Consider the following 12,732-nt stretch of genomic DNA (forward strand, 5'->3'; position numbering starts at 1 on the left):
AAGGGCATAGGTGGCAACTTAAGCTCCAACCGAATTTGTCAAACAATTATGCTGTTACTCAAGCCGGGTAATGTTCGGTAAAAATGATTGGTTGATAACGAAAAGCCACAAATTCGTGTTTTGGAACTTAACAAGTCAGTCGAATCTTTAAGTTGTCAGCTATGTTCTAAAATATATTGAAGAATTCCCTGATTTACCATGTTTAAATTAAGTATATGGTCTATATGATTAAATGCGTCTTCGAGAGGATTCCGCGAAGCTTCCCAACCAAGGCCATCAGTTATCCAAATGAATCTATGTCCTTGCTCAATTAAAGAATCATGCAGTTTTTTGTATTCCCCCGCTGTAGCTTTAAGCTTTGACCCATTACCGCCATAGTAATTGGTTTCAATTAAATAAAGAGTTCCGTTACAATTTACTGCAAAGTCAAAATCCCTACTAGCTTTATCAAATTTAACTGTTATATCCCATTTTGCTTTTAATTGTTTTGGTTTTGCCTGCGGTAAAAACTCATAACCAGCTTCAGCACAGGCTTTAATAATCAGGCTTTTTACGATATTTTCCATAGCAGTGCCGCTACGGTTTTTTCGGGCATTGCTATCCAAGCCAACTTCTACCCCAAATACATAATCCGGCACACTTTTTATATTGCGATTTTTAAATATATCTAAAAGCCCTGTATTTTTGGCAAAGGTGCAGATATTATCAATTTCAGTTGGGGTGAGAGTTGATTTTAAGTCAAACGTAAAGTTATCGTATTGAGGTCCTGTTGTGGAAAATTCGGCTAGAATACTAAAATTATTTTCTCGACACGCTATTAAAAGAGGGAGTATTCTCACCACAGTAGGATGCGAGCTAATCAGAATTTTGAATTCTTTCTCAATTTCCTGCTTTCCTACCAAGTAATTTATAGTATTAAGGTCGATTTCATAAGGTTTTACACTGTCTTTAATTTTGTTCCATGCAACGAAATAATCCCAATATTTGATGGATTTTACAAGAGTACCCATCAAGTAATCAAATACTTGTACTGAATTAGCACAATTTATAGTTTTCTCGTATATCGGGGCATACTTCATTCCGGGTATTTGCCTTTCTGTTCAATAATTGGTAATTACTAACTCGGTTATTTTACCCCTCGCATCTGGTTTACTATTGATGGCACGACTGGCTTTTACTTCATGGATTTGAAAATCCCAATATAATTTTCGGATAAATTCGGTATCAGAATTTGAAAGCATTACCTGAACCCCTCGTTCAACCAAGCGTCGCACAACTCCAGCCAGCCTTTCTTGACTACTCTGCCCGAAATCCTCCTTTGTATAACCGGTGAAGGAGGAAGTTTTGCTTAAAGGCATGTAGGGTGGATCAAAATACACAAAATCGCCTTTGCTTGCATTCTCTACTGCCTGTTCAAAATCGCTATTTAGCAATCGAACACCTTCCAAAGCAACGGCAACTGCTCTTAATTTTTCCTCACTAAACATACTAGGATTATCGTAACGTCCAAAAGGCACATTATATCCACCTTGTGAGTTCTCTCTGTATAAGCCGTTATATCCTGTTTTATTGAGGAAAATAAGCAACGCGCTTTTTTCCAGAACTCCGGTTGGCAGTTGATTATAGCGGTTTCTAAGCCGATAATACTCCTTTTCCTGACTTTCCGGTGATAATGAATGATAGCATGCTCTCAATGGGGCTAACACTTGCAATAATTCTTCCAACTGATTTTGTACATCTCTATACAGTCCTATCAAGTTTGGATTAAAATCATTCAATGTAGCAACTTTTGGTTGGAGATGAAAAAACAAAGCGGCACTACCAACAAACGGTTCAAAATAGTGATTGAAATGAGTTGGCATAAATTTTTGGAATTGTGCCAAAAGTTGTCCCTTGCCTCCAACCCATTTCAAAACTGGTTCTGGTTTTATTTTTAGAGCGAACCCTTCCAGATTTAGTTGAACCTCAACTTGTTGCATTTAGTTATTTTCCATCATCTACTAGTTTCTATAAAAGCTAAAGGGCGGGAACAGCTTTCTTAGCCTGTCCCCGCACTACAATCTTATTGTTGAAATTTGGACTTATCAATCCTAATAACGGTAGTAGGCGCATCGTCCGGGTCATACTCAGGTTCTTTTTTTTCCTCTTTGGGAGGAGTCGGTGCAGGTGGCGAGGGCGGTTGCGGGTTATATTGGTTATAATTTACATAACTTGTAGGCGCTTCTTCGTTTTCAGTCAGTTTGTTGGTGTTGCTGCCCCCAATTACCTTAGTAGAGTCGTTTTCGGTTGGCAAGGTACTTTCGTATTGTGGCTGTCCGTATTGCTGGTAATTTTGCTGCCCGTATTGACCATACTGCCCATATTGCCCGTACTGATTATACTGGTAATTCTGTTGCTCAGGCTGCTGTGGCGCTGGCGGGGTTTGTGGCTGCACGGGTTGGTAAGGTTGGTTATACTGGTTGTAATTGCCGACCATAGTAGAACCGGCATCCTCTTCAGGGACGGGTGGCGCATATGAAGCCGGAGGGTCGGTGGGTTTTTCGTCCGGGTACGAAGCTTGCACCGGCGGAGTGGGTGCAACAGGTTCTTCAAAAACAGGTATGGGCTGGGGAATCGGAGCAGGTTCCGGCGCGGGCTGTGGCGTTGCTAGTATCGCTGCGTAATTAGTACCAACTACGGTTGCTCCTGCATCGGGGACAGCAGGGGGCGTATATGCTTGCACCGGCGGTGGAGTAGGCGCATTGTAGCCCGAAAGGGGCGCAGTATAAATAGGTTCCGATGGTTCAGGCATTTTTAATGAGTCTGCTACTGATACTCTTTCCGGAGCAGTTACAACTGGGCGTGCCGGAGCGGTAGCCGGGTTCTGGAAGCTTAAAATATTCTGCCCGATTCGTACAATGTCACGATGCAGGAGGTTATAAGGCGTACCCGCTTCGAGCGCGGTATCCTTGATTAATACCGGGTTTTCACTCCCCAAATCAATTATTGCCCACTCTCCCGACAGTGCTTTAATAACTGCGTGGTAGCGTGAAACATACGGGTCGTCAAACGAAATATCGTTATCATCGCTGCGTCCGATGGTAATCTGGTTTTTTTCCAATTCGTAGCGTCTGCCTATATCTGGTCCCCGCTGTACAATGAAGAAAGTATTTGCCATTTGAATTCTCCTGAATTATGTAGCGGGCTACCCCGCAATAATATTCACGCTGCTGTTTGCTTGCTAAATAATATTTTACTGACTGGATAAAGGTGTAATTGCTAAATCACTGAACATTGCCAGTGGATTATTAAAAAACTCACCGCTAAAAGAAGCTTTATCTCCGAATTTCCCCGTAGCGAAACCCATATTTCCTCCTAACGGGGGATTCTGGAGCGGCACACTGATTAAATCCAACCCCCGCGTTTTTATTTTAAGATAACCAGCGGTTGCTTCAAGACTAAACCGCAAATTCCCGCTATTTATATTGAAAATATTACTTGTTGTCCATGGCACAATCTCGCTCCAACTATCCCCAGTACGTTCAAGCACTGCAAAGGCGCTACCGCTTACGCAGAACATGTAATAAGCAGTAGCGCTGCGTTGCCAGAATAATAACCCGTAAAAATAACCATCTTCTTTAACCAAATTTGAGAATCCTGCCGTGAAATCTATTTTGAACTCACGGTAAATCCGATTTGAATACACACTCCAGTTAAGTTCGTTTGGCTTGCCTACCCTAACAAAATAGGCAGTTGTGCCATCAGGCAAGGAGCCGTAATACGCCTGATAATTATCCGGCAAACCTCCTCGATAATCGGTAAAGTTGTCGTTCACAACCGGTCCAGCTACATCAGCCCCTAATAATTCTGCAACGCCACCCTGTAACGCCGCAATTGCTCCAAAATGAGCTTCTCCCCATCCGATGGCGTTTGGGTCTTCGCTCTTGAAGGGCTGAATGTTGCGGTGAAGATAAGTTTCCAATTGGTTCGCGTTCAAAGTCGGTGCTGCGCTCAAAATTACTGCGGCTATACCGGCTACTTGTGGCGCTGCCGCGCTTGTTCCACTGAACACCTGATTTTGCCCAATGCTACGCAATGTTACCCCTGTTGGCGCGACCATTTCCGGCTTCTTGCGTCCATCCTGAGTAGGTCCTCGGCTACTGTAGGACTCAAGCGCATTGTCACGCCAAGATATTGCGCCAACTGTAATTGCCCCTTTTGCATCACCGGGAGTAGCAAGGCTACCCGATGGGTCATATTCCTCGAAACTAGCGTTATAGGCATACAGGTTAAAGCGCACACCCTCGCCACCTTTACCCGCGTTACGCACCTGAATATAATAATTCTGGTTTGGCGCCGCGAGAAATGGCGCCAATTCAACCGGGGGCTTATTGCTGCCTTCTCCCTGCAAGTTACGAGAACTGCCTTTAGGCTGCTTATTCTCATCCAAAATGTAAAGGTCTAGATTCGTTGTTGGCGCGTCCCAATTCTCATCCCACCGCAACGAAACCCAGCAATTATCCGAAGTCGCGGTAAACTTCAGGGTTATTGCTCCCTCAGTATTACCAAAGCGGTTAAAGCCGTTGCTATCAGCCTTGAAATTGCCTGAATAATGCGCCCGCCCGTAGTTACCCGCCGATACAACTGGCAATGCCCCCGCGTTTCGCGCCTCAGTCAGCTTTGAAGAAAGTAGGCTGCTACCATCGGTGGGCCACAAACCGCCCCACGCCAGCGAAACTTGAATAATCTGTACTTGGTTTTCCATCAGCCAATTTACTGCTCTGGCAAATCCGACCTCATCTTCGATAGCCGCCAAATACAATGGAGCTTCCGGGGCGTAGCTACTAATTATTTCCGATACCGCTACGCCATGTTTTCCAGAGCCTTCTCCATCGCCATAAATGAAGGATTTGAAGGTTACTTGATTGCGCGGCGGCAGCCCATTTCCGAAGTAATTGCGGAATCCGGCAAAACCACTATCTATTATTCCTACTCTAACACCGTTACCGTTATAACCAGCCTGTTGCCAAACTTCTGCCCCTGTCGCTTTCAACCCTTCCTGCGGTACAAAAATATCGGCGGTGGGCGGTTGGAGAATCACTTTTAAATCGCGTACTGCGCTTAAAGAGCCTAGGTCATTCCAGAAATCTTGTTGCCCACTGCGTCTGACTAGTTCCGGTAGGCTGACCCGTATTGACATGTAACGTTCGTAGGCAGCCGTCAGAGTTGCTCCCATCTGTTCTAGCTTTTGCCTAACAGGCAGCAAGTTTGTGCTGCTATCTAGCGTTATCTCAAAACGCACCCTATCTTGCTCATCTAGCAAACCGCTTTCGTGGGCGAATTGTCTAGCTGCTTCCAGACCGCCCGTGTTGTACTTTAGCAATAAATCCGATAGTATCGTATCGGTCTTGCTGTCAATAACTACCGGGCGTGGTGCAGGAGTAGGGTCTGCGCCGCAAGCCAATAGCAATAGGTTGGTGAGTAACACCCCTATAAGGAAAAAAACGGGCGGTAACCCGCGTTTTATTACCGACCATTTTAATAGCATAAATCTTATACAAAAATAGGTCTAACTCCGGGGTGTTGTAGCGCTGGGCGGCAAAGGCGCTGCCCCTGAAGAAGATGGTTCCACCTCACCCCGCAAACCGCTTTCGGCAGTTTCTAGGCTGTAAAGCATCTTCAGGACACCGGAGTCGAATTTAAGTTGTACGCCGGAACCGACATTAACACTATTATCCTCGATACGTAAATCTTTACTGCTGAATTTTAACCCAAATGTTTCGGCGGGCTGGCTTTGGCAAATAGCGTTGACAATATAAGTGGAGGCGGCTAATTCAAGGTTGGCATCCTTAGAGGTACTGAATACAAAATACTGTTTACCATCAAGGATTTGGTCTCCCACGTAGCCTAATGATAGTCCAGAACTGGGACCACGCTCAAGCCTAAATACACAATCCTTAGCCTCTACAGTTGAGGACCACCCTGTAACGGTCAGCCATATTTCAAGCCGCTTTATTTGGCTTCGGTCAAGCTGAATACCCGGTGAAACGGGCGGGATTGGCGCGTTACCGCCAGAGACAGCGGGATTGGTAGTAGCTACGGCTACGGGCAGCGCGTCTGTTTTGGTAACAGCCGCCGCAGCGGGGGTAACAGTTGGAATTATAGTTTGCGCCGAATTGGCGGTATTGATAGCAGTAGTAGTAGTCGGGGTTTGGGTTTGGGTTGCGTTTCCCGAAGTGGCTGCGTTGGAATTAAAGTATAAAAATGCCCCAATTGCCGCCGCTGCCAACAAAACAAATAAAGCCGCAAAAATAAAGCCACCTGAGCCTTTGGATTTTTTAACCGACACAGTAGTCTGAACAGTAGGCTTATTATCAAGCGGGGCGGGAACTTTTAGAGTTTCTGCGGCATTAGGAGTGCGAGTGGTTATTTGGTCAATTGCGGGAATTTCCAAAGTAGCGGCATTGCCGTTGGTTTGTGGGCTAGTAGCGCCAAGAAATGAGGGTATTACCGAACCCACTTCTTTAATTCCAATCAATAATACGCTGATGTTGTCACTGCCCCCGCGTGAGTTAGCAAGGTCAATCAACTCCTGCGAGGCTTTTTGAAGACTAGGTGCTGCCGCTACAATTGTACCCAACTCCATTTCTTTGACCAGTCCATGCAATCCGTCCGAACACAAAAGAATTACATCCCCCTGTTGGAGTTCTTGCTCAAAAAGATCGGGTTCAACTTCGTCTCGATGCCCGATAGCGCGAGTGATGATATTGCGGATAAGGCTTTTTGAAGCTTGTTCGGGGGTTAGCGCACCCATTTCAATCTGTTCCTGCACCAACGAATGGTCGCGGGTAATACGTAACGGAACCCCTTTCCTGATAAGATAGGTACGACTATCCCCGACATTACCCACCAATACCCGATTACCTTTAACTACCGCAATGGTCAGAGTAGTACCCATCTGCCCCATGCCCGGTTCGGTACCGGCTTTATAAACCTCAGCGTTGGTAGTAATGATGGCTTGCATCAGGTCATTATCAAGCCGCCCCGAACTAGGACCGTTGTAATATCGGTCAAAAAGGGTATTTACTGCCAATTCGCTGGCAATTTCACCGGCAGCATAACCCCCCATGCCATCGGCTACGGCAAAGAGATGCCCTTTTTCTTCCACCTTAAGCGGGTCAAAGGCAGGTTCACCTTTTATTAAAAGGTCGCCGAGGTAATCTTCATTATGTTCACGTTTGCGTCCTACATCGGTAAGCGCAACAGGGTCAAGCTTGAGCAATTATCTATCCCTCCGAAACGTGGGCATCGGCACAACCAGAAATACGCCGGAAAACTTTAAGGGTAACAACCCCTTTACCTTTAGCTAAATTGGAGTGAATCCAGAATATCTCCAAAAGTGTTTTCAAAGGAGCTGAATTTGCTTTTCTCTGCGCCCAGTTCAATCAAATAAGCGTCCTTGTTTGAATTTTGGGTCAAAAGAATATATTCGTAATAGGTTTGTGAATTCTGGTTTGGATATTCTACCTCGAAAGTTACTAAGCCATTGCGCTTGACTTCCGGTTGAACCGTGACAGTAAGCTTTGAGTTCTGGTTTTTGAAGGCGGTGATAAATTGATCGGCACGCGCTGTCAAGTCTCCGCCCAATCCGGGAAAGCGTAGGATTGATACAAAAGCTCCATCTGGACTGATGCCTTGTATAGTTCCTACGTTATTTGTTTCTTCACGCGAACTGGTTTTCCAGTCGTCAGGAAAAGTAACGCTAACGCCAAAATTATTAACTGTACCTCCCGACCCGCCAACTGAGGCTACGGTTGTAACCCTAACAATTGGTGCGGTAGTAGCCCCCCCTGCAACCGTAGAAGGCGCTGGTGATGGCGGCGGCGCGTTGGTGCCGCTTGCTCCGGTAGCAACGGTAGTCGCTATAATGGCGGTTGTGACTGCCCTAGTTGTATTATTCGCTCCTCCAGTGGTGTTGGCTATCCCTGTAACACCGGAAGCGGTGGTATTGGATATTGCCGTACCGCCGGAAGTTGGCGTGTTATCCTTGTTACCGTTCAGGATAAAAAATCCCGCTGCGGCACCACCACCAACCAATACCAGCAAAGCCACAATCAACACAATTATGCCACCGCCGCCCTTTTTCTTAGGAGCGGGAGCAGGCGCATAAGGTTGGTAAGCTTGTGGCTGATAAGCCTGCGGTTGGTAGGCTTGAGGTTGGGGTTGTACAGGAGGCACGCTATAAGGTTGGTAAGCCTGCGGTTGGGCAGGGTAAACCGGGGGTTGCATTGGCGCTCTTGGCATCGCCATCTGGGTAGGGGCGACAGTTGCCGCAAATTGCATGCTACTATCACCGATTTTAATATTATCTCCCGGTTGCAAAGCGCGGAGAGTGTTCGGCGTTAACCGTTGGTTATTGACATAACTTCCGTTAGCAGAACCTAAATCGATTATAAATATAGTACCGTTACGGTTTTCAAATTGGGCGTGCCGGCGAGATATTTGCGAATCATTCAGAAGAATATCACAACCAACCTGCCTACCCAAAACCACTAGCTGGCTATCTAAGTTGAAAGACTTTCCAGCGTCCGAACCGCTCTGCACGATTAGCTGCATTTTTGGCTCCCGTTCTGGCTATTTGAGGATTTCTTTGCCGCACAAGTGAATTATTTATTATCCCTTAAGAGTGGGATTTCTGCTCAAAATTGACGCTGTGAAGCCTTGTTATATTCTAAGGTATCCCATAAATAAAATCAATAGTGACCGAATCGGGTTCAGGGCGATTCAGAGAATAATACTTTTTACAATCGGTGAACACAACCTCCTGGTAAAGAGTAAAATTTCGGAGAGGGTAGCAAGTTCAAATTGTTAAACACTGAATCGCCTTGAGAGGCATTAGGCAACAGTTTTACATTTACCTAAAGCTATAGTATGATTGTTCTTATGCGAAAAGCTTTTATGTGCAGGATATTCCCCAACAAACGAACCTCGCACATTCTTGAGGCAAGCCTTGAAGAGTGTTGCTGGCTTTACAACGATACTTTGAGCTTTCGTAAAAAGGCGTTGGAAGAAGAAAAACGTATTGCCAATTACTACGAAACCAAACGGCGTATTCCTGTACTTAAAGCCTCTCTCCCATCTTTGGCAACCGAGCACAGTCAGGTACTTCAAAATGTTACCGAACGGGTAGAACTGGCTTTCCAAACCTATTTTCGGCGGGTTAAATCGGGCGACAAAGAACCCGGTTATCCCCGTTTTAAGGGCTGTTGAAGTAGAACCTAAACGCTTGCCTAAACTTGAGAGCGTTGTGGGTATAGACGTTGGGCTTAACACCTTTGCCACCCTCTCGGATGAAACTGAGATTGCGAACCCATGCTTCTTTCGCAATGTTGCTTAGCAAAGCGGAAGAGGCTGGCTACACTTTATTGCTGTAACCCCTGCCTACACTAGCCAAACCTGTAGTAAATGTGGTCACAGGCTTTTGGACAAGCTCACACTTTCTGATATTTTACGAGTCGAGAACCAGCATAGAACGGATTGAACCGGATGGAAAAATTTGGAAACGCGCAGGTTAAAAGCCCTGATACCAGACAACCCGTTGTTATTATTGTATCGGGACCACCCGCCAGCGGTAAAACCAATCTGGCGTTAAAAATTGCTCAGAATTTTGCTTTGCCCTATTTTAACAAGGATAGTATTAAAGAAATACTATTTGATAAGTTGGGCTGGGGCGATATTGCTAGGTCTCGAAAACTGAATTTTGCCAGCATGGAAATTTTGTATCAAATAGCAGGGGCGCAACTCGTCGCGAAATGCAATCATATTCTCGAATGCAATTTCAAACCAGAATTCGATACGTCCCGCTTTCTGGATTTACAAAAGCAATATGGCTGTAAATATATTCAGATACAATGTATTGCTGAAGGGGCTGTGTTGCTGGAACGATTTAGGCAGCGTGCCAAATCGGGTATCCGCCATCCCGGACACGTGGATCACGAAATTGAAAGCTATCTTGAGCCACTTCTATTAAGGGGACGGCAGGGCAATCTGGAAATTGGCGATAGCTTGTTTGAAGTAGATACAACTGACTTTTCAAAAATAAATTATCAAGCTCTGTTCGATTTTATCTCTACTCAGCTTACAATAGAACGCTAAGCTGATGTATAGCGGTCAGGTTTCGGTTATAGTAAAATGGCAAGCTTGAACAGCTATTGGGCAGGATTTTTCTTTTTAAAGCATTGGTATATACTCAAAACCTAGTGGGAAGCAAAAATATCGGACACTAATTAATAAAATTATATGCCTTTGTAAGGCAATTCGTAACAATAATATTGTATTTTTAATTGATATATTGATTGATAATTTATCATAATAATAATGAAATAGAACAGATGAAGCAAATATTTGTCTTAGGCGCTTACGGTCAGAATAACATCGGAGATGATGCGCTACTTGAAGTATTTAAAGAGCAACTTAAAGAATATAATCTCATATTTAATTCTGCCCGTCCTGCTGATACCGAAAAACGGTTTGGGGTAAAAACAGTTCCAACCTATTTATCAATACCACGCTTTGCCCGCCCTAAGGCTTTTTCCCGCTCGCAAGCAATTGTATTTGGCGGGGGCAGTTTGCTAAAGGAAATTGAAGGCAGCAAACTACGTAAAATCGCCTATTTACTGCGTATAATTCTGCTGTTGATAGCTGCCCGCATATTTGGTAAAAAAACCTTTATGCTGGGGGTTGGCATGGGACCGCTACATGGAAAGATATACAAAAGGTTATCCTTGTTTGCGGCAAATATGACCGACTTAATCTGTGTACGTGATAACGCTTCGGCTTTACTCCTACAAGAGTTAGGCGTAAAAAGTAAGGTGTTGGTAACAGCCGATCCGGTATTTTTGATGCAGCCGGCCGAACTAAAACCAGAAAACGCCTTTCCCTTTGAAAATACCGAAAATCCTATCGTAATAGCAATTCCAAGATACTCACTTGGAAAAGAAGAAAAACGCGCTTTTGCAGAAGCCTGTGACCTTATGGTCGAACGCTACGCAGCACGAATTTTATTAATACCCTTTCAAGTAGGTTTTTCCAAAAAATTTGATGATGTAGCGGCTTCGGAAGAAATCAAAAGTATGATGCGCTACGGGCAAGAAGCCCGAATATGGACTGTTTCTGAACCGCGTGTAGCTTTAGCCGCCTTTAAGAGAGCGAATTTGATTTTAAGCGCGAGGCTTCATGGCTTAATTTTCGGCGCTATACAAAATGTCCCACTTGTAGCAATTAATTATGAAGTAAAAGTGGGCAATTTTATGTCCGAACTTGGCTTGAGCCGACTTTCACTTACTGCACAGGAGCTAAAAGAAGGTAAATTAAAAGCGGTAATTGAAACAGCATGGCAAATGCGCCAGAATATTTCCCTCCAAATTTCAAACCGAGTAGCGGACATCAAAAAGAAAGCGTCTTCAAATTTTGAAGCGGCACGCAAGGAAGCTGAGTCACCAAAAGGCAGCAGCATAATTAAAAGTGGCTCAATCCTTCTGGTAAGCACCACCATTGTAAATGCCGGAAACTATATTTCAAATCTGCTACTCGGCAGATGGCTAGGACCGGCAGGGTTTGCCGATTTCAGCTTAATGGTAACACTTTTACTGGTAGTAGCTTTTATTAGCTCTACCCTGCAAATGGTTTCTGCCAAATTCACCGCAATGTACGCGGCTGAACGCCAACCCGCTAAAATTTATGCGGTACGTGCTTTGATAGGAAAATGGGCATGGGGTTTAGGCATATTACTGGGCTTGATACTGGGCTTGGGCGCACCATTATGGGCTAGTTTCTTCTCTACTGCTTCACCCCTTCCATTTGTTGTTTTGAGTATTGGTTTGCCTATATATCTAGCGTTGGGAGTTGATAGAGGTGTTTTGCAAGGGCGTATCCATTTCGGCACACTTTCGCTGAGTTATCAGAGTGAAATGTGGACTCGCTTAATCGGAATTATTATATTAGTAGCGCTTGGCTTTGCGGTAAACGGAGCGGTTGGGGCAATAACCCTATCGCTTGCTGTTTCATGGCTGGTTTCAACCAAAGCACGCAGCGGTTTGCCAAAAGGTGAGAAACTAACCCGCAAAGAAAAACTCCATATTCTGACTTATTCTGGTCCTGTTTGTGCCGCATTAATCGGACAAGTAGTAATAAATAACAGCGATATATTGATGGTCAAGCACTTTTTTGTTTCACAAGAGGCGGGACATTATGCGGCAGTTGCCTTAATCGGACGCATTGTATTTTTCGCTACTTGGTCAATTGTAACCATTCTTTTCCCCATAGTGGCGCAAGCTCACCAGAAAGGGAAACCTCATCGGCACTATCTTTGGATTGGGCTAGGTATAGTTGGAGCAATCTCAAGCATTATAGTGTTGGCTACGATAATTATTCCAAACCAAATTATTCTGGTTCTTTTTGGTGAAAGTTATTTGGAGGATGCTGGTCTTTTGTGGCTTTACGCTCTTTTAACTGCCGTTTACGCTATGGCTAATGTGGTTATCAATTATCGCCTTTCGCTGGGAAATGGAGCGGGAAGCTTTTTTGCGGTGCTGGCGGGGATTTGCCAAGTTGGTGGAATATGGCTGTTCCACACTGAATTATCCCATATAATTATTGTACAATTGGTAGTTATGAGTGGCTTACTGTTGGCATTACTGGTCTGGGATTATTTCATGACACGCCGTTCAAAAAGTGTAGTAGCGCTAGGATAGC

Annotated in this window: 9 protein-coding genes; 3 read left to right on the top strand and 6 right to left on the bottom strand. The window is 44.7% G+C overall.

Annotation, left to right across the window (positions count from 1 at the left end; all coding sequences use genetic code 11):
- Positions 1 to 155 precede the first annotated feature (155 nt).
- The 6 genes from WCK19_RS03075 to WCK19_RS03100 all read right to left on the bottom strand — a co-directional run bounded on the left by WCK19_RS03075 (position 156) and on the right by WCK19_RS03100 (position 8,595).
- A complete protein-coding gene (locus tag WCK19_RS03075; protein WP_342395887.1) occupies positions 156 to 1,079 on the bottom strand; it encodes a type II restriction endonuclease in 924 nt (307 codons plus the stop codon).
- A gap of 21 nt (positions 1,080 to 1,100) precedes the next feature.
- Positions 1,101 to 1,979 (bottom strand): DNA adenine methylase, encoded by an 879-nt coding sequence (locus tag WCK19_RS03080; RefSeq protein WP_342395888.1) that lies wholly within the window; start codon positions 1,977 to 1,979, stop codon positions 1,101 to 1,103.
- 83 nt (positions 1,980 to 2,062) lie between these two features.
- Positions 2,063 to 3,157 carry an FHA domain-containing protein gene (locus WCK19_RS03085; RefSeq protein WP_342395889.1) on the bottom strand — a complete coding sequence of 365 codons (1,095 nt, stop codon included), beginning with the start codon at positions 3,155 to 3,157 and terminating at the stop codon, positions 2,063 to 2,065.
- A gap of 75 nt (positions 3,158 to 3,232) precedes the next feature.
- Complete coding sequence (locus WCK19_RS03090) at positions 3,233 to 5,527, bottom strand: S8 family serine peptidase (RefSeq protein ID WP_342395890.1); 2,295 nt, start codon at positions 5,525 to 5,527, stop codon at positions 3,233 to 3,235.
- Between the two features lie 21 nt (positions 5,528 to 5,548).
- Positions 5,549 to 7,261: a Stp1/IreP family PP2C-type Ser/Thr phosphatase gene (locus tag WCK19_RS03095; RefSeq protein WP_342395891.1), complete on the bottom strand. Its 1,713-nt coding sequence runs from the start codon at positions 7,259 to 7,261 to the stop codon at positions 5,549 to 5,551.
- A gap of 80 nt (positions 7,262 to 7,341) precedes the next feature.
- On the bottom strand, positions 7,342 to 8,595 hold the full coding sequence (locus tag WCK19_RS03100) for an FHA domain-containing protein (RefSeq protein WP_342395892.1): 1,254 nt from the start codon (positions 8,593 to 8,595) through the stop codon (positions 7,342 to 7,344).
- 327 nt (positions 8,596 to 8,922) lie between these two features.
- Here WCK19_RS03100 and WCK19_RS03105 point away from each other — a divergent pair, with 327 nt between their 5' ends.
- The 3 genes from WCK19_RS03105 (at position 8,923) to WCK19_RS03115 (ending at position 12,731) form a co-directional block, all read left to right on the top strand.
- Entirely contained in the window at positions 8,923 to 9,249 is a 327-nt protein-coding gene (locus WCK19_RS03105) for a helix-turn-helix domain-containing protein (protein WP_342395893.1), read from the top strand.
- A gap of 276 nt (positions 9,250 to 9,525) precedes the next feature.
- Positions 9,526 to 10,134 carry an AAA family ATPase gene (locus WCK19_RS03110; protein WP_342395894.1) on the top strand — a complete coding sequence of 203 codons (609 nt, stop codon included), beginning with the start codon at positions 9,526 to 9,528 and terminating at the stop codon, positions 10,132 to 10,134.
- A gap of 236 nt (positions 10,135 to 10,370) precedes the next feature.
- Entirely contained in the window at positions 10,371 to 12,731 is a 2,361-nt protein-coding gene (locus WCK19_RS03115) for a polysaccharide pyruvyl transferase family protein (protein WP_342395895.1), read from the top strand.
- Position 12,732: the final 1 nt, after the last annotated feature.

The organism is Candidatus Chlorohelix sp. (assembly GCF_037138995.1).
Taxonomy (GTDB): domain Bacteria; phylum Chloroflexota; class Chloroflexia; order Chloroheliales; family Chloroheliaceae; genus Chlorohelix.